This is a genomic window from Burkholderia sp. BCC1047 (genome assembly GCF_902833155.1).
GTDB classification, from domain to species: Bacteria; Pseudomonadota; Gammaproteobacteria; order Burkholderiales; family Burkholderiaceae; genus Burkholderia; species Burkholderia sola.
Map to the genome: position 1 here is coordinate 22750 of NZ_CADFEH010000022.1, position 17054 is coordinate 39803.

Genomic DNA, 17054 nt, shown 5'->3' on the forward strand with positions numbered 1-17054 from the left:
GTCATTCCCCGACGAGGAAGATGCGCGTGACCGGCACGCGCAGCGACGTCGCGCCGATGCTGACCTGCAGCCCGGTCACCGCGCGCGCCGGCGGCGCGTTGCCGATCTGCGGCACCTTGAGCGCGTCGTTGTTCTGCGCGAGCGCTTCGTCGGCCGTCTGCAGGTTGGTGGTCCAGCCCACGCGCGGCACGTACAGCTTCGCGTCGATCGCGCCGACGCCGCCCATCAGCGCGACCCAGCTCCAGCCTTCGACGCTGCTGTCCTTCAGCACGGTGCGAAGCCGGTTCGTGTCGTCGATCGGCGGCGATGCATAGCGCACGACGCGCCCGCCGGCGATCCGGTAGCGGACCACCTGCAGCCGCGGCGCGACGCCCGGCACGTCGAGCTCGCGCACGATCTGCAGCGTATTGCCGGCGACGCCGATCGCCGGCTGGCCGGCCTCGTCGTCGGTCGCGGCGAGCCGCGCGTCGATGCGCATCTGGTCGAACATCTGCGCGAACACGCGCTCGTCTTCCATCGCGGCCGCGACCTTGTCGCGACCGCGCATGATCTGGTCGAGCCCGCGCCATGCGAGGATCGCGACCACCGCGAGAATCGCGATCGCGATCATCAGCTCGATCAGCGTGAAGCCGCGGGCGGGGCGGGACGAGAGGGCGGACGCGCGTCGCATCGGCGCGTCAGAGCGGACGGCTGGTTTCATTCGCGACCACCGTCACCATCTGCGCGAGCACGCCGGCGCGGCCGGGCATGCTCACTGAAATCCGTACGCGCCGGAACACCGGGTTCGGCGTGGTGCTCACGCGCTGCGTGCAGACGAGCTGCACGTTGCCTTGCGAGCAGTCGAAACTCTGTTCGCCGACCTCCGGCCATGCATGCGTGAGCCGCAGCTGCGCGAGCGCGTTGTCGGCGCTCCAGCCGGCCAGCAGCCGGCGATGCAGGTCGGACGCGTTGGTCGCCATCGTGCCGACCGCGCGGATCGACGCGGCGAGCGCGACCGCGATGATCGCGAGCGCGACCAGTACCTCGATCATCGTGAAGCCGCGGGCGGAGGAAACGGGGAAGGGCAGGCGACGACGCATCGTCATTGCACCTCGTAGCGGCCGTTGCCGGTGCCGACGATCGTCGCGCTGCCGGCGGCCGAATGCAGCGTCACGCGCACCGGCGTGTCGATGCTCTCGGTGCCGAACACGACGCGGTTCGCGCGCGTGTCCGACCCCGGGTAATCGATGTCCGCGCCGGTGACGCCGCCGTCCCAGTCGCGCGGGCGCAGCAGGTCGTCGCGCAACGTGCGCCAGCCGTCGGGCGAGCTCACGTCGAACTGGAAACCGTGCGCGGTTGGCTGCCACGCGATCGGCCGCGCGCGCACCTGCGCTTCGTCGCCGGCCGTCTCGAACAGCAGCGCGATCCGCTGCGCTTCCTCGCGCAGGTCGGTGCGCGGATTGCGCGTCAGCGACAGCGACGCGAGCGACACGAGCAACCCCGCGATCACGAGTACGACCAGCATTTCGAGCAGCGTGAAGCCGCGCGCGCGACGGCGCGCCGCGCGGGGCTTCATCAAGCCGCCATCGGCACCTGCCGGTACGGACGGCACCGCACCGCGACGCACGCGGCAATCGCGGCCGCAGCGGGAGGTCGTGCGAATGGCGAGCATGAAGAACGGAAATGAAACGTCGGGCCGATCAGCGCCGGCTTACTGCCACGAGCCGATGTCGGAGTCGTTGCTTTCGCCGCCTTCCTTGCCGTCGGCGCCGTAGCTGAACACGTCGATCTCGCCGTGCACGCCCGGGTTCAGGTACTTGTACCCGTTGCCCCACGGATCGTTCGGCAGGCGCTCGAGATAGCCGCCGTCCTTCCAGTTGTTCGGGATCGGATCGTTGGTCGGCTTCTGGATCAGCGCGTTCAGGCCCTGCTCCTGGGTCGGATAGCGGCCGTTGTCCAGGCGGTACAGCTTGAGCGCCTGCATGATCGTGCCGATGTCCTGCTTCGCGGCGATGCGGCGCGCCTCGTCGGGGCGGCTCATGATCTTCGGCACGATCAGCGCCGCCAGGATCCCGAGGATCGCGACCACCACCATGATCTCGATCAGCGTGAAACCGCGCTGACGACGCACGGCCGCGTTGCGGCGAGTGATCCACGTTTGCATGACTGACTACCTCTTTCCAAAAAATGTCGTCGATTGAGTGACGCACCCGGCGCACCGGACGATTGCCTGACAGCAACCTTCCGGACCGGCGGGCGCGGAGCACGCATTGTAAGGCGCGCATCGCCGAGGGCTTTCACCCAACGCAAATTTCATATACATCCGTACAATAGCGCGCATGAACGCGCTCTCGATCCGGATCCTTTCCCTCGCCCTCTTCGCGGGTTTGTGCGCGACGGCCACCTACTGGGTCGTCACGCTGTCGGCCCGCGAAGCGCCGCTGCCCGCCGCCGCCGCGCGGCTGCCGATCCGCACCGAGGACGCCGCCGCGCTCTTCGGCGGTCAGCTCGACAAGAATCCCGTCCAGGATATCCACCTGTTCGGCATTCTCGCGCTCGACCATGGCGGCGCCGCGATCGTCGGCGTCGGCGGCGAACCGCCGCGCGCCGTGTCGCTCGGCGCGGAGGTCACGTCCGGCGCGAAGCTCGCCGAAGTCCGGCCGCGCTCGATCATCGTCGACCGCAACGGCGCCCGCGCCGAAATCCAGCTCCCGGCGAACACGCCGTCCCCCGCGATCTACATGCGCTGAACGGTAGCGGCCCATCCGTCGGAATCGGGCCGCACCGTCACTGCACCATGTTGTTCAGCTCGATGATCGGCAGCATCACGGCCAGCACGATCACGAGCACGATGCCGCCCATCGCGAGGATCAGCAGCGGCTCCAGCAGGCTCGTCAGGAACATCGTGCGGCGCTCGAGTTCGCGCGCTTCGCCTTCGGCCGCGCGATCCAGCATCGTCGTCACGTCGCCGGTCGCCTCGCCCGAACGAATCAGGTGCACGAGCACCGGCGGAAACGTCTTCACGTTGTTCAGCGCGCGCGACAGCGCGGAGCCTTCGCGCACGCGCACGATCGCATCGTCGATGTTCGCGCGCATCGCGCGGTTCGACAGCGTCTCGCCGGCCGCCTGCAGCGCGCGCAGGATCGGCACGCCGGCCGCGGTGAGAATCCCAAGCGTGCTCGCGAAACGCACCGTGTTGTAGCCGCGCACGAGCTTGCCGGCGAGCGGCGCGGTCAGCACCCAGCGATCGAACGCGAGCCGGGGCCCGGCGCGCGACAGCGTCGCCTTCACGAACCACACGACGAGCGCGACCGCGATCAGGATCGCCCACCACCAGTGCCGCACGAATTCCGACAGCGCCATCATCACGACCGTGAGGATTGGCAGCTGCTGCTTCGTGCTGGCGAACACGTTGACGACCTGCGGTACGACGTAGCTCAGCAGGAACGTGACGATGCCGAACGCGATCAGCGTGACGATGCCCGGATACGTGAACGCCAGCAAGATCTTCTGCTTCAGCGCATTGCTTTGCTCGATGTAGTCGGCGAGGCGCGACAGCACGATGCCGAGCTTGCCGGTGTGCTCGCCCGCGGCAACGAGTGCGCGGTAGATTTCCGGAAAATCGCGCGGATGCTGGCCCAGCGCATTCGCGAGCGAATGGCCGCCGAGCACTTCCGCGCGGATCGCGGCCATCAGTTCGCGGATGTAGTCGCGTTCGGCCTGCTCGGTCAGCACGCCGAGCGCCTCGTCGAGCGGCAGCCCCGCGATCAGCAGGCTCGCAAGCTGGCGCGTGAGGATCGCCTGTTCGCGCTGCGACAGCTTGCGGCCGAACGCGAGCCGCTGCGAACGCGCGCCGCGCGTCGCGCTGGCGGCCGGCTCGACGACGAGCGGCGTCAGCCCCTGCGTGCGCAGCTGGCCGCGCGCGGCACGCGCGCTGTCGGCATCGATCACGCCTTTCTGCGCGCGCCCCGCCGAATCGATTGCTTCGAAACGGAATGCCGGCATCGCGCTATGCGCCTCCCGTCACGCGCAGTACTTCCTCGAGCGACGTTGCGCCGGACGCGAGCCAGCGCTCCGCGTCGTCGCGCAATGTGCGCATCCCTTCCGCGCGGCCGGCGGCCAGGATCTCGGCATCGGCCGCGTTGCGGTGGATCAGCGTGCGGATCGACTCGTCGACCAGCAGCAGTTCGTACACGCCGCGCCGGCCCGCATAGCCCGAATGCCCGCACTTGTCGCAGCCGACCGGATGCCACACGGTGCGGCCGTCCTCGTGCCGCTCTTCCTTGCAGACGGGGCAGAGCTGGCGCACGAGGCGCTGCGCGAGCACGCCGAGCAGCGACGACGCGAGCAGGTACGGCTCGACGCCCATGTCGGTCAGACGGGTGACGGCGGACGCCGCATCGTTCGTGTGCAGCGTCGCGAGCACGAGGTGGCCTGTCAGCGACGCCTGCACCGCGATCTGCGCGGTTTCGAGGTCGCGGATTTCGCCGATCATGATCACGTCCGGGTCCTGGCGCAGGATCGAGCGCAGCGCGCGGGCGAAGGTCATCCCGATCCGCTCGTTCACCTGCGTCTGGCCGATGCCGGACAGGTCGTATTCGATCGGATCCTCGACGGTCATGATGTTGGTCGTCGCGGTTTCGAGCCGCGACATCGACGCGTACAGCGTGGTCGTCTTGCCGGAACCGGTCGGGCCGGTGACGAGCACGATGCCGTGCGGGCGGGCGATCAGCTTGTCGAACTGGACGAGCGTGTCGCGACCCATCCCGAGCGCTTCGAGGTTCAGCCGCTGCGCGTCCTTTTCCAGGAGACGCAGCACCGCGCGCTCGCCGTGCCCGGTCGGCAGCGTCGACACCCGCACGTCGACCGGCCGGCCGCCGACGCGAAGCGTGATGCGGCCGTCCTGCGGCAGCCGCTTCTCGGCGATGTCGAGCTGCGCCATGATCTTGATCCGCGAGATCAGCGCGCCGTGCAGCGCCTTCTTCGGGCGCACGACGTCGCGCAGCGTGCCGTCGACGCGAAAGCGCACGACCGACGCATTCTCGAACGGCTCGATGTGGATGTCCGACGCCTGTTCGCGCGCCGCTTGCGTGAGCAGCGCGTTGATCATCCGGATGATCGGCGCGTCGTCTTCCGACTCGAGCAGATCCTCGACTTCGGGGATGTCCTGCATCAGCCGCGACAGGTCGACTTCGCCTTCGACCTCGCCGACCACCTGCGCGGCGCTGCCGTCCTGGCGCGCGTACGCCTGGTTGATCGCCTGCGCGAGCTCGTCGGCCGGCACGCGATGCACGGAAATCGAGCCGAAGTTGCGCGCGATCTCCGCGAGCGCGGCGTCGCTCGTGCGTTCGCTGATCCACACCTCGAGCGTGTCGTCGAGCTGATGCGCGATCAGCACCTGGCCGCTCTTCGCGAAACCGTACGGCAGCAGGCGCGCGGCGAGCGGCGACGGCGGCTGGCGTTCGCCCGGCGCGCCGTCGTGGGCTGAAGATGCGAGCACGTCGCTCACTGCGACGCTCCCGGGGTGGTCAGCGGCTGTTGCGGCACCGCCTGCTGCGGCACGCTCTGCGGCTGCGCGGGCGTCGCCTCGGGCAGCGGCTGGGCCGGTACCGGCGCGACCTGACGCTGCAACTGTTGGCGGCGCATCTTGTCGAGATCGAACAGGTTGCCGGCCGGCGTGCCGCCCTGGCTCGGACCCAGCGGCATCGGCGGGACGACCGGGTCGTCCTTGTCGCGGATCACGTTGTTGTCCGACTTGTAGGCGCCCGTCACGCCCTGGATGTAGTCGTAGCGGTTCGCGGTGACTTCCTGCGCGGTGCTGCGATCGGAAATGATCACCGGGCGCAGGAACACCATCAGGTTGGTTTTCGCGCGCTGCTTCGATTCCGAACGGAACAGCTGGCCGATCCACGGGATGTCGCCGAGCAGCGGCACCTTGCTGTTCGACACCTGGTAGTTGTCCTGCATCAAGCCGCCGAGCACGATGATCTCGCCGTTGTCGGCCAGGATCGTCGACTGGATCGAGCGTTTCGTGAAGGTCGGGCCGGTCTGCGCGTTCGTGGTGCCGCTGACGACCGCCGAATCCTCCGTGTAGAGCTGCAGCTTCAGGATCCCGCCGTCGGTGATCTGCGGCTTCACGTGCAGCGTCAGGCCGACGTCGCGGCGGTCGTAGGTATTGAACGCATTGCTCGTCGTGCCGCTCGTCAGGTTCGAATACGAGCCGGTCGCGATCGGCACGTTCTGGCCGACGACGATCTTCGCTTCCTCGTTGTCGAGCGTGATCAGGTTCGGCGTCGACAGCACGTTAGCATCGCTCACGCCCGAGAAATACTGCAGCAGCGCGCCGAGGCCCTGCACGCCGAACATGTTGTGCAGCCAGCCGATGTTGAGCCCCTGGGACAACTGCCCGAGATTGGAGGCAAGCCCGCCGCCGGTGACTCCGCCGGCCGCGTTGGTCAAGCCGCCCGCCGTCAGGTTGATGATGCTGTTGCCGAGCCCCAGTCCGGGATTCAGGTTCGTGCCGCCGAGAAACTGGCCGCTCGCGACCTGCCACTGGATGCCGAGGTTGCCCTGCGTCGTCGAGTTCAGCTCGACGATCAGCGCTTCGATATAGACCTGCGCGCGCCGTGCGTCGAGTTGGTCGATCACCGAGCGCAGGTTCCGGTAAACCGGATCGGACGCGGTGATGATCAGCGAGTTGGTCGCCGAGTCGGCCTGGATCATCCCGCCCGGCTGGTTGTCGTCGCCGCTCTTGTCCTTGTCGCCGCCGAGCAGGCCGCCCGTACCGAGGCCACCGCCGGACGAACCGCCACCGCCATACGCCGACGAAGACGACGAACCGCCGAGGCCGCCCGACGGCAGCGGCGGGGTGCCCGACGTGCCGGTCGAGAAGTTGCCGCTCGACGACGAGCCGCCGTTCTGGTTGAAGCTGTTCGCATCGTTGGACGACGCCGACGCGCCGCTGTCATTGCCGCCGCCCTTGCCGAGCATCCCGCGCAGCGTCTTCGCGAGCTTCACCGCATCGGCGTTGCGCAGCGGCACGACGTGCATGTTGCCGGGCACCGCGCTCGGCGCGTCGAGCTGCTGCGCGAGGCGTTTCGCGGCCGCGAGGCGCGAGCCGTTCGATGCGCGCAGCAGCAGCGAGTTGGTGCGCGGGTCGGCCGTGACCGACACCTTCAGCGTCGCGTCGCTGTTGCCGATCGCACCCGGGTCGAGCATCTTCTGCATCTGCGCGGCGAGGTCGATCGCGTTCGCGTTGCGCAGCGTCACGACCTGCACCTGCGCACCCGCGGCGCTGTCGATGCCCGAGATGATCTGCGCGATGCGGCGCACGTTGTCCGCATAGTCGGTCACGACGATCGTGTTGTTCGCCGGGTAGGCCGTCACCGTGTTGTTCGGCGAGATCAGCGGCCGCAGCACGGGCAGCAGGTTGTTCGCCGATTCGTTGTGCAGCTCGAACACCTGTGTGATCACCTGGTCGCCGCGCGCCTGCGGTGCATTGCCGACGTAGGTCGGCACGCCCTGCAGCTTCGCGTCGGCTTCCGGCACGACCTTCAGCACGCCGTGATCCTGCACGAGCGCGAAGCCCTGCATGCGCAGCGCGGACTGCAGCGTCTTCAACGCCTGGTCTTCCGGCACCGGCCGTTCGGCGACGAGATTGAGCTGCCCCTTCACGCGGGGGTCGACGATGATGGTCTTGCCGGTCGCGGCGCCGATCGCTTTCGCGACCTGGTCGATGTCCGCATTCACGAAGTTGAGCGTGACCTGAGCGTAGGCAGCCTGCGAGACGATGATGCCGGCCACGAGCAGGGTCGTGGCGATACGCCGCATAACGAAGCGATTTCTTGTCATGGATGAATGGGTCGATGCCGGCTCAGGCCGCTTCCGGCGGTAGTGCTGGGATCCAAGTCCGAAAGAGACGACATTAGCAGTTTTTCATGTCCGAAATATCACATTGATCCGAAGACTGTCTCACATACGACATGTGTCCGGCGATTCGTATGCGATATGTAAGGATCGGCGTCACCCTCCGCATGCCGGCCGTCGCCCCGATTTCGAGATGAATCGACACGGAAATGCGGTATAACCGGGCTGCCGTATTCCTGCCTGTCGCAATTGGACGGTCTGCCGGTATGATACGGGCGGCGCGTTTCTCGTCGCATTAATAACAGGCACGGGTTTTCCCGAGCTTCGCGCAATTCCTTTCCGTTTCCGCACGATGAACAGACGGTTCGCTTCGCTCGCGTTGATCGCCGCCGGCGCGTGGTTCGCCAGCGGCAACGCACGCGCGGATTGTTTCGACGAAGCGGCCAAATATCAGCAGGTCAATCCGCTGATCCTGCGCGCGATCGCGTGGCAGGAGTCGCGCAACCGGCCCGGTGCGCTGAACAAGAATACGAACGGCTCGGTCGACTACGGCCTGATGCAGATCAATTCGATCCACCTGCCCACGCTGTCGCGCTACGGAATCGGCCGCGACACGCTGATGGAGCCGTGCAAGAACGTGTACATCGCCGCGTGGCATCTCAAACAGAAGATGAACCGCTACGGCAACACGTGGCAGGCGGTCGGCGCCTATCATTCGGAAACGCCGTCGCTGCGCGACAAGTACGCGCGGCAGATCGCCGGCATCCTGACGCAATGGAAGCTGCTGCCGGCCGCGCAGACTGCCCAGGCCGCGCAGCCAGCGCAGCCCGCTCAGTGATTCGGCGCCGCGTCGCCGGTTGGCGCCGGGCCGGCCGCGCGCGTTTGATGCACAATGCGGGCTGACGCCGCCGTTTCGCCCGCGTGCGGGCCGATCGCGCCCCGGCAGGGCGCCGCGGCCGCTTTTTCATCTTTTCCGTTGGTGCATATCATCATGAATCCGGCAATGAAACAGCCGTTGCCCGTCACCGTGCTGTCCGGTTTCCTCGGCGCCGGCAAGACCACGCTGCTCAACCACGTGCTCGCGAACCGCGCGGGCCTGAAAGTCGCGGTGATCGTCAACGATCTCGCCGCGGTCAACATCGACGCGTCGCTCGTGCGCGACGCGCAGGCGCTGTCGCACGTCGAGGAACGCCTCGTCGAGATGTCGAACGGCTGCATCTGCTGCACGCTGCGCGACGATCTGCTCGTCGAAATCCGAAACCTCGCGTCCGAAGGCCGCTTCGACGCGATCATGATCGAATCGACCGGTATCGCGGAGCCGATGCCGATCGCCGAAACGTTCACGTTCGTCGACGACGACGGCGCGTCGCTGTCGGCGATCGCGCGGCTCGACACGCTCGTCACCGTGGTCGACGCGTACAACTTCCTGCGCGACTACGGCTCCGACGACGCACTCGCGACGCGCGGCATCGCCGCGTCGGAAGACGACGACCGCACGCTCGTCGAACTGCTGATCGAGCAGATCGAATTCTGCGACGTGCTGGTGATCAACAAGGCCGACCTGGTCGGCGCGGACGATCTCGCACGCCTGCAGCACATCCTCGCGCGCCTCAATCCGCGCGCGCGCCAGGTCGTCTCGACGTTCGGCAACGTGCCGCTCGACGAAGTGCTGAACACCGGCCGCTTCGATTTCGACGAAGCCGCGAACGCGCCGGGCTGGCTCACGTCGCTCGACCACGGTCACACGCATTGCGACGACCCCGACTGCCATGACGACCATCATGCGCACGTGCACGGCGAAGCCGACGAATTCGGGATCGGCAATTTCGTTTACCGCGCGCGCCGGCCGTTTCACCCGGCACGGCTGTGGGCGCTGCTGCATCAGGAGTGGCCGGGCGTGCTGCGCAGCAAGGGGTTCTTCTGGCTCGCGACGCGCAACGACATCGCGGGTTCGCTGTCGCAGGCGGGCGGCGTATGCCGGCACGGGCCGGCGGGTTTGTGGTGGGCGGCGCAGGATCGCGCGGAATGGCCGGACGACGACGAGCTGCTCGCTGAAATCCGCACCGAATGGCTCGGCGATCTCGACGATCGCACGGTCGGCGATCGCCGGCAGGAACTCGTGCTGATCGGCATCGCGCTCGACGCCGATGCGTGGCGCACGAAACTCGACGCGTGTCTGCTGACGGATGCGGAGTTCGCACTCGGCGCGGCGGGATGGGCCGCGTTCGACGATCCGTTCCCGGCGTGGGACGTCGATTCGCACGACGACGACGATCACGGCGACACGCAGATCGTGCACGCGTGATCGTGCACACATGAGCGCGTGGTAACGGCTTGTAAAAACAACCGTTAACTTTTGCAAGGGCGGCGCGAACTGTGGCGAAAATGCCGCGCGCGCCCAACAAAAAACCCGCCGAGAGGCGGGTTTTTTCTGGAACAGGCGCGGGTTTAACGCTTGTTGACGGCATCCTTGAACGCCTTGCCAGCCGTGAACTTGACCGTCTTGGCTGCCGGGATCTTGATGGTTTCGCCCGTCTTCGGGTTGCGGCCCGTACGTGCTGCGCGCTTGCCCGAACCGAAGCTGCCGAAGCCGATCAGCTGAACCGCATCACCCTTCGACACGGCCTTCTTGATGACTTCGAGCAGCGTGTCCAGCGTTTCGCCGGTTTGAGCCTTGCTGGCGCCCGTTTGGGCGGCGACGGCGTCGATCAGTTCCTGTTTGTTCATTAAGGTTCCTTTATCAGGTTAGGTTGACACGAACAGCGCGAACGCGCCGATTATACGTGCGCGAACCGTGCCGTCGAGAGTCAGACTCCGACGACACAGCGCCGAATCCTGGCCCGCGCGACGCGCCCTCCGGCTTGCCGGCGGCCACCCCGCGGTACGGCGTTGCTATGATAGCGCAGCGCAAACCCAATAACGACAAGGGTTTCAAAGATTTTCATCGGTATTTCGCCGAATGAATCGTCGATTGCCCGTTTTTTGACCTGCGCCAACCGGACAGGATACGCAGCGCGGTCCGCCCGCCCGTCGCCCCGTTGCCCTTTTCCAACGGCCGATCGGACGGCCTGCCGCAATCCCTTGCCAGGCTTGGCTGCCACGTTTTTTGTTTCGCATGCCCGACCGACTTGTTTACGCCTCGCTCGCGCTTCGCGACGACGGCACGCTCGTCTCGCCCGAGTTCGGCGAGCTTCATCGCGGCGCATCCGGCACGCTCGCGCACGCGCATCGCGCGTTCGTCTCCGGCAACGGGCTGCCCGCGCGCTGGCAGCGCCGCCGGACGTTTACGATCGTCGCGACCGAATTCGGCGCGGGCGCCGCCTTCCTCGCCGCATGGGCCGCGTGGCGCGACGATCCCGCGCGCTGCGAACGGTTGCATGTCGTTGCAGTCGAGTCGCATCCGTTCTCGCGCGACGACCTGCGCCGCGCGGTTTCGCACATGGTTGCGAACACAACCATATCGGCAGACGTCGACGCGTTGATCGACGCATGGCCGATGCTCGTGCCGGGCGTGCACCGGCTCGAATTCGACGAAGGACGCGTGGTGCTCACGCTCGCGTTCAGCGATCCGATCGACCTGTTGAAGAAGCTCGTCGCGCGCGCCGATGCGTTTTTTCTCGACGGCGCCGCGGCATCGAGCGACGGGATCCGCGCACTCGCGAAACTCGCCGGCGAACACGCGACGTTTGCGACCCATGCAAAGTCCGACGACGTGAAGCACGCACTCGGCGAAACAGGTTTCACGTTCCGCGAAGTCGACGATCGTCTGGTCGGCGACTATGCGCCGCGCTGGCGCGCGCGCCGGCACGAGCCGCCGCGTGCGCTGCCCGTTGCAACGCGCCGTGCGATCGTGATCGGCGCGGGCCTCGCCGGCTGCGCGGTCGTCGAACGTCTGGCCGCGCGCGGCTGGGACGTCACGCTGATCGAGCGGCACGAACGGATCGCGAGCGAAGCGTCGGGCAATCCGGCCGGGGTGTTCCACCCGTTGATGACGCGCGACGACAACGTCGCGAGCCGCCTCACGCGCGGCGGCTTCCTGCACGCGCTCGCACGCTGGCGTGCGCTCGAACACGCAGGGCATGCATTCGCACGCAGCACGCACGGGATGATCCATCTCGCCGAATCGGCCGACGATTTCGCGCGGATGCGCGACGCCTTCGATGCGTTCGGCGCGCCGTCCGACTACGTGACGCTGCTCGATGCCGATGCCGCGCGCGCGCATCTGAATCTGCCGGTCGCGCACGGCGGCCTGCTGTTCCCGCACGGCGGCGCCGTCTGGCCGGCCGGGCTGTGCGCCGCGCAATATGCGGCGGCCGGCGAGCGCGTGCGCCTGCTCGCGTCCACCGGCGTCGCACGGCTCGAACGGCGGGGCGATGCGTGGCATGCGCTCGACGATACCGGCGCCACGCTCGCCGACGCACCCGTCGTCGTGCTCGCGAACGCGGGCGACGCCGCGCGTCTTGCCGGGCTCGAGCATGTCGCGCTGCAACCGGTACGCGGCCAGCTCACGCTGCTGCCGCCGGGCACGACGGCGCCGCTGTCGTGCCCGGCGATCGGCGACGGTTACGCGGTCCCGCTCGACGACGGCACGCTGCTGATCGGCGCCACGTTCGAACCCGACGACACCGATCCCGCGATGCGCGCCGCCGGCCACGCCGAAAACCTCGACCGCGTGCGGCACCTGCTGCCGGGCCTGATCGGCGACCTGCCGGATCCGGCCACGCTGCGCGGCCGCGTGGCGTTCCGCTGGGTCGTCGGCGACCGTCTGCCGCTCGTCGGCCCGCTCGCCGACGAAGCGCAGGCCACCGCGAACGCACGCGCGCTGGGCGGTGCGCAGGCGCGCGACCTGCCGCGCACGCCGGGCCTCTACGGCGCATTCGGCTTCGGTTCGCGCGGCCTCGTGTGGGCTGCGCTCGGCGCCGAACTGATCGCGTCGCAACTCGAAGGCGAGCCGTGGCCGCTCGAGCGCGAACTCGCCGACGCGATCGATCCCGCCCGCTTCCTGATCCGCGCACTGCGCGCCCGCCGCGTCGGTTCGGCCGGCTGACCGGCCGCTCGCAGCCGTCACAGTTTCCCGATTTTTCCGCGCAAGGTTATCCACGCGACGCTGTGGATAACCGCGCGGATTCCGCGCGCACTTCGTGTGCAATCACAGTGGACGTAAACTGGGCAACTCGGCACAGCTGTGATGCGGCCCGAAAGTTGCTCAAGTCAAACCGCTGTGCGCGAACAGCCTGTGCAACCGGTTATGGTTTCGCCAACACCTTGATCTGCCAGCGTAAACCGGAGTTATCCACAGAACTGTGCGTCCTTTGTTAACTTCTACTACGTATATATACAAGTAAACCTTTGAAACCAAAGACCTGCGGCGGCGCACAGCCCCGCGAGTCGATTCAATCGGTTCCGGAGCGAAAAACCTGTGGCACAATCGGTTTCCTTCGCGTTCGTTCGGCCAAGCGCCGGACATGCTTCAATGGAACGGTCGGCACGATTTCGAATCTGAATCTTCGAGACTGCGCAGTCCGTTCACACACCAGGCCGACAATCCAGATCGGCAACCTGAACGACGTTCCGCCTTGTGGCGGAACAGGCGGACCCCATGTACCGCCATCGTCGAGCACAACAATCACATTCGGGGCAATACCCAGCCGGCGCGCATCCATTCCTGTCGCTTGACCCCGCGTCGCTGGCGGTTGCTTCCAAAGGAGAAGTCACCACGATGAAGTCGGCGTTCTCATTCCTGCCCAACTGGCCGCTCGCGCCGGATGCCGTGTTCTGGGCCGGGCTCGCGCTGTTCGCAGCCGGCCTGTGCGGCGAGCTGTGCTATCGCGCGTGGCGCCTGCCGCGCATCACCGGCTATGCCGTGATCGGCCTGATCGCCGGTTCGTTCGGATTCGGCGTGATCGACACCAGCACCGACGAAACCTCGCGGCTGCTGATGGACGTCGCGCTCGGCCTGCTGCTGTTCGAACTCGGCAGCCGCCTCGACCTGCGCTGGATCCGGCGCAATCCGTGGCTCGTCGCGTCGAGTCTCGCGGAGGCCACGCTCACGTTCGTGCTCGTGCTGTTCGTGATGCTCGCGCTCGGCGTATCGGGGATGGTCGCGCTGGTGCTGTCGGCGATCGCGATCGCGACGTCGCCGTCGATGGTGATCCAGCTGAAGACCGAACTGCGCGCGGAAGGGCAGGTGTCGCAACGCCTGATCACGCTCACCGCGCTCAACAGCGTGTACGCGATCGTGCTGACCAAGCTCGTGACGAGCTGGCTGCACCAGGAAGCGTACGGCAACGTTTTCGCGACGATCCTGCAACCGCTCTACCTGCTCGCCGGTTCGTTCATCGTCGCGTATCTCGTCGCGCGTTCATGCAACTACCTGTTCCGTCACATGACCGCGACGATGCGCGACGAGCATTCGTTCGTCGCGCTGTTCGGGCTCGTGATGCTCGCGATCGCCGTCGCGCAGGCGCTGAAGCTGTCGACGCTGCTCACGCTGCTGCTCGCCGGCATCATCGTGAAGAACCTCGAAGCGCGGCCGCAGCTGTGGCCCGAGCACTTCGGCACGGCCGGCTGGCTGCTGACGGTGGTGCTGTTCGTGCTGACGCTCACGTCGTTCACGTGGGGCGACATCGCGCTCGGCGGGCTGCTCGCGATCGTGCTGATCGTCACGCGGCTCGCCGCGAAGCTGGCCGGCGTCGTCGCGTTCGCGAAGCCGAGCGGCCTCGGGATGAAGCAGGGCATCGCGCTCGGCATCGCGCTCACGCCGATGTCCGCGCTGTCGTACCTGCTCGTCGACGATACCTACCAGCTTTATCCCAATTTCGACCCGCACCTGCGCGCGATCGTGATGTGCTCGATCGTGATCCTGCAGCTCGTCAGCCCGTTCGTCGTCTATCGCTGCCTGTCGGCGGTCGGCGAACGCAGCGACGGCAACTGATTCCGGAACCTGCCATGGCACTCGAAACCTTCGTCAATTCCGAACCGTTCACGTTCGGCGTCGAACTGGAGATCCAGGTCGTCAACACGCACAACTACGACCTGACCAAAGCGGCGTCCGACCTGATGCGCCTGATCCAGGGCGAGACCTTTCCCGGCAACATCACGCCGGAAATCACCGAAAGCATGATCGAGCTGTCGACCGGCATCTGCCATTCGCACGAGCAGGCCGTCAGCGAGCTGCATGCGATCCGCGACGTGCTCGTGAAGGCGGCCGACCAGCTCAACGTCGGGCTGGCCGGCGGCGGCACGCATGCGTTCCAGCAATGGAGCGACCGGCAGATCTACGATGCGCCGCGCTTCCAGTACATCTCCGAGCTGTACGGCTATCTCGCGAAGCAGTTCACCGTGTTCGGCCAGCACGTGCATATCGGCTGCCCCGATCCCGACAGCGCGCTGTTCCTGCTGCACTCGATGTCGCGCTTCATTCCGCACTTCATCGCGCTGTCCGCGTCGTCGCCGTTCGTGCAGAACGTCGACACGGGCTTCCATTCGGCGCGCCTGAATTCGGTGTTCGCGTTCCCGCTGTCGGGCCGCGCGCCGTTCGTGCTGACCTGGGACTCGTTCGAGGAGTACTTCACGAAGATGGTGAACACGGGCGTCGTCAACTCGATGAAGGACTTCTACTGGGACATCCGGCCGAAGCCCGGCTACGGCACGATCGAAGTGCGCGTGATGGACACGCCGCTGTCGGTCGACCGCGCGGCGGCGATCGCCTGCTACATCCAGACGCTCGCACGCTACCTGCTGACCGACCGGCCGCTGAAGCTGTCGGAGGACGATTACCTTGTCTACACGTTCAACCGTTTCGAAGCGTGCCGCTTCGGGCTCGAGGGCACCTGCGTGAATCCTCAGACGGGCGAGCGCCGCACGATCGCGGAAGACATCCTCGACACGCTCGACCGGATCGCGCCGCATGCGGCCGCGCTCGGTTCGCGCGCGGCGCTCGACGAGATCGGCGCGCTCGCGAAGGCGCGCGTGAACGATGCATCGTGGTTGAGAACCGTTTTCAAACAGGAAAAATCGCTGAACGAGACGGTCCGGCAGCAGTGCTTACGTTGGCGCGAGTGAAAATATGTTTTGCAGATTGCAGAATCGACCGCGCCGCGATTCGCTGAACGGTTATCGGCGCCCTGTCGCGCCGAAATCGTTGCCGGGCACCGTCGCAATCTGTGGATAACCCGATATTCCGCTGCAAAGTCAATGCTCTGTGGGTGGGATAACCCGGTGGATCATGACCGCGCGGCCGATGGCCGATCCGAACAGGAAAATGCCGGCGCGCCCCGTTTCGCGGGCGCGCGACAGCGCGCGCACAACGAAAAAATCCGGTTATCCAGCGATTTTCCACAGCATGCAGGGGATAACTTAGCTGTGCGATTTTCCGCTCTCGCTTAGAATGTCGGCTTTGCGGACACCGGAACGATGCGTGTCTCTCCGGTCGCCGCGAACGCGACCGCCGCGTGTGCCTCGCGACGGCCGTGCTGACGCACTCGAGAGAGGGCGTCTGTTTTGAGATGGATTCGATCTCCACACTACGGCCGCTCGGCCATCCGGGCGGCGGCAAAGCGAAAAGACTATGAGCGAAGGCGTTTACGGGAACCAGGCTGCGGGACGTGTGACCCACAGCCTGCTGCGGTTGAGCACGGCCATGCGGAGCGAGGCATGGGATTGGGCGGAAGGCGCTGGCCTGACGCCGACGCAAGGCGAGATTCTCGTGCTGCTGCTGCAGCGCAAGGGCCCGATGCGGCTCGGCGAGATCGCGCGCGAGACGCAGCTGACCGCGGCCACCACGAGCGATGCGGTCAGCACGCTCGAGACGAAGGGGCTCGTCGAGAAGCGCCGTGCGCTGGACGACGGCCGGGCACTGGCCGTACGCCTGTCGGCGCGTGGCCGCACGGCCGCGAAGAAGGCGCTGCAATGGCCTGAATTCCTGACGAAGGCAGTCGGCAAGCTCGGCGCGGACGAGCAGGGCACGCTGTACCGCGCGCTGCTGAAGACGCTGCGCGAGCTGCAGGTGGCCGGTGCGACGCCGCCGCAGCGCATGTGCCTCACGTGCACGTACTTTCAGCCGGGCAAGCCGTCGAAGAAGACGGTGCATCACTGCGCGACGCTCGACATCGGCATGTCCGACAGCGATCTGCGTCTCGATTGCTCGGTGCAGGAAGAAGCCGACGCGGCGACGCAGAAGAAGACCTGGAAGATTTTCGCAGGCTGAC

General features: G+C 66.8%; 15 protein-coding genes. 7 read left to right on the top strand and 8 right to left on the bottom strand.

Annotated elements, in window-relative coordinates:
* Position 1: 1 nt before the first annotated feature.
* Genes HWX55_RS21950 through gspG form a run of 4 tightly spaced genes read right to left on the bottom strand, consistent with a single transcriptional unit; the run spans position 2 to position 2143 of the window.
* A complete protein-coding gene (locus tag HWX55_RS21950; RefSeq protein WP_175977272.1) occupies positions 2-700 on the bottom strand; it encodes a prepilin-type N-terminal cleavage/methylation domain-containing protein in 699 nt (232 codons plus the stop codon).
* On the bottom strand, positions 678-1079 hold the full coding sequence (gene gspI / locus HWX55_RS21955) for a type II secretion system minor pseudopilin GspI (protein ID WP_175886349.1): 402 nt from the start codon (positions 1077-1079) through the stop codon (positions 678-680). The genes HWX55_RS21950 and gspI overlap by 23 nt, the downstream gene beginning before the upstream one ends.
* Positions 1080-1081: 2 nt before the next feature.
* Positions 1082-1651: a GspH/FimT family pseudopilin gene (locus HWX55_RS21960; protein ID WP_175977273.1), complete on the bottom strand. Its 570-nt coding sequence runs from the start codon at positions 1649-1651 to the stop codon at positions 1082-1084.
* A 39-nt stretch (positions 1652-1690) separates the two neighbouring features.
* The gene (gene gspG / locus HWX55_RS21965) at positions 1691-2143 is read right to left on the bottom strand and encodes a type II secretion system major pseudopilin GspG (protein ID WP_012492990.1); all 453 of its coding nucleotides are present in this window, start codon (positions 2141-2143) and stop codon (positions 1691-1693) included.
* A 175-nt stretch (positions 2144-2318) separates the two neighbouring features.
* Between gspG and HWX55_RS21970 the strand changes: the two genes are divergently transcribed.
* Positions 2319-2729 carry a type II secretion system protein N gene (locus tag HWX55_RS21970; protein WP_006477247.1) on the top strand — a complete coding sequence of 137 codons (411 nt, stop codon included), beginning with the start codon at positions 2319-2321 and terminating at the stop codon, positions 2727-2729.
* Between the two features lie 37 nt (positions 2730-2766).
* Here HWX55_RS21970 and gspF read toward each other — a convergent pair whose 3' ends face one another.
* The 3 genes from gspF to gspD are packed head-to-tail and all read right to left on the bottom strand — an operon-like array spanning position 2767 to position 7830.
* Positions 2767-3984: a type II secretion system inner membrane protein GspF gene (gene gspF / locus HWX55_RS21975; RefSeq protein ID WP_050015775.1), complete on the bottom strand. Its 1218-nt coding sequence runs from the start codon at positions 3982-3984 to the stop codon at positions 2767-2769.
* 4 nt (positions 3985-3988) lie between these two features.
* Entirely contained in the window at positions 3989-5479 is a 1491-nt protein-coding gene (gene gspE / locus HWX55_RS21980; RefSeq protein WP_347879636.1) for a type II secretion system ATPase GspE, read from the bottom strand.
* A gap of 5 nt (positions 5480-5484) precedes the next feature.
* The gene (gspD, locus tag HWX55_RS21985; RefSeq protein WP_175977274.1) at positions 5485-7830 is read right to left on the bottom strand and encodes a type II secretion system secretin GspD; all 2346 of its coding nucleotides are present in this window, start codon (positions 7828-7830) and stop codon (positions 5485-5487) included.
* Between the two features lie 367 nt (positions 7831-8197).
* Between gspD and HWX55_RS21990 the strand changes: the two genes are divergently transcribed.
* Both HWX55_RS21990 and HWX55_RS21995 read left to right on the top strand, forming a co-directional pair.
* Positions 8198-8683: a lytic transglycosylase domain-containing protein gene (locus HWX55_RS21990; protein WP_175977275.1), complete on the top strand. Its 486-nt coding sequence runs from the start codon at positions 8198-8200 to the stop codon at positions 8681-8683.
* 153 nt (positions 8684-8836) lie between these two features.
* Entirely contained in the window at positions 8837-10150 is a 1314-nt protein-coding gene (locus HWX55_RS21995; protein WP_279612696.1) for a GTP-binding protein, read from the top strand.
* A 143-nt stretch (positions 10151-10293) separates the two neighbouring features.
* Here HWX55_RS21995 and HWX55_RS22000 read toward each other — a convergent pair whose 3' ends face one another.
* Complete coding sequence (locus tag HWX55_RS22000) at positions 10294-10572, bottom strand: HU family DNA-binding protein (RefSeq protein ID WP_006401505.1); 279 nt, start codon at positions 10570-10572, stop codon at positions 10294-10296.
* A gap of 388 nt (positions 10573-10960) precedes the next feature.
* Here HWX55_RS22000 and mnmC point away from each other — a divergent pair, with 388 nt between their 5' ends.
* From mnmC to HWX55_RS22020, 4 genes are all read left to right on the top strand, one after another.
* Positions 10961-12892: a bifunctional tRNA (5-methylaminomethyl-2-thiouridine)(34)-methyltransferase MnmD/FAD-dependent 5-carboxymethylaminomethyl-2-thiouridine(34) oxidoreductase MnmC gene (mnmC, locus tag HWX55_RS22005; RefSeq protein WP_175977277.1), complete on the top strand. Its 1932-nt coding sequence runs from the start codon at positions 10961-10963 to the stop codon at positions 12890-12892.
* Between the two features lie 672 nt (positions 12893-13564).
* Positions 13565-14779: a cation:proton antiporter gene (locus HWX55_RS22010; RefSeq protein WP_050015784.1), complete on the top strand. Its 1215-nt coding sequence runs from the start codon at positions 13565-13567 to the stop codon at positions 14777-14779.
* A gap of 14 nt (positions 14780-14793) precedes the next feature.
* A complete protein-coding gene (locus tag HWX55_RS22015; protein ID WP_006490006.1) occupies positions 14794-15909 on the top strand; it encodes a YbdK family carboxylate-amine ligase in 1116 nt (371 codons plus the stop codon).
* A 505-nt stretch (positions 15910-16414) separates the two neighbouring features.
* Positions 16415-17053 (top strand): MarR family winged helix-turn-helix transcriptional regulator, encoded by a 639-nt coding sequence (locus HWX55_RS22020; RefSeq protein WP_175977278.1) that lies wholly within the window; start codon positions 16415-16417, stop codon positions 17051-17053.
* Position 17054: the final 1 nt, after the last annotated feature.

What these genes read in the sequence shown, in the direction of transcription:
- HWX55_RS21990 (WP_175977275.1), top strand. Translation starts at nt 8,198, where the DNA reads ATGAACAGACGGTTCGCTTCGCTCGCGTTGATCGCCGCCGGCGCGTGG.
- HWX55_RS22020 (WP_175977278.1), top strand. Translation starts at nt 16,415, where the DNA reads ATGAGCGAAGGCGTTTACGGGAACCAGGCTGCGGGACGTGTGACCCAC.
- gspD (WP_175977274.1), bottom strand. Translation starts at nt 7,830, where the DNA reads ATGACAAGAAATCGCTTCGTTATGCGGCGTATCGCCACGACCCTGCTC.
- HWX55_RS21950 (WP_175977272.1), bottom strand. Translation starts at nt 700, where the DNA reads ATGAAACCAGCCGTCCGCTCTGACGCGCCGATGCGACGCGCGTCCGCC.
- gspG (WP_012492990.1), bottom strand. Translation starts at nt 2,143, where the DNA reads ATGCAAACGTGGATCACTCGCCGCAACGCGGCCGTGCGTCGTCAGCGC.
- gspI (WP_175886349.1), bottom strand. Translation starts at nt 1,079, where the DNA reads ATGCGTCGTCGCCTGCCCTTCCCCGTTTCCTCCGCCCGCGGCTTCACG.
- mnmC (WP_175977277.1), top strand. Translation starts at nt 10,961, where the DNA reads ATGCCCGACCGACTTGTTTACGCCTCGCTCGCGCTTCGCGACGACGGC.
- HWX55_RS22000 (WP_006401505.1), bottom strand. Translation starts at nt 10,572, where the DNA reads ATGAACAAACAGGAACTGATCGACGCCGTCGCCGCCCAAACGGGCGCC.
- gspF (WP_050015775.1), bottom strand. Translation starts at nt 3,984, where the DNA reads ATGCCGGCATTCCGTTTCGAAGCAATCGATTCGGCGGGGCGCGCGCAG.
- HWX55_RS22010 (WP_050015784.1), top strand. Translation starts at nt 13,565, where the DNA reads ATGAAGTCGGCGTTCTCATTCCTGCCCAACTGGCCGCTCGCGCCGGAT.
- HWX55_RS21960 (WP_175977273.1), bottom strand. Translation starts at nt 1,651, where the DNA reads ATGCTCGCCATTCGCACGACCTCCCGCTGCGGCCGCGATTGCCGCGTG.
- HWX55_RS21995 (WP_279612696.1), top strand. Translation starts at nt 8,837, where the DNA reads ATGAATCCGGCAATGAAACAGCCGTTGCCCGTCACCGTGCTGTCCGGT.
- HWX55_RS22015 (WP_006490006.1), top strand. Translation starts at nt 14,794, where the DNA reads ATGGCACTCGAAACCTTCGTCAATTCCGAACCGTTCACGTTCGGCGTC.
- HWX55_RS21970 (WP_006477247.1), top strand. Translation starts at nt 2,319, where the DNA reads ATGAACGCGCTCTCGATCCGGATCCTTTCCCTCGCCCTCTTCGCGGGT.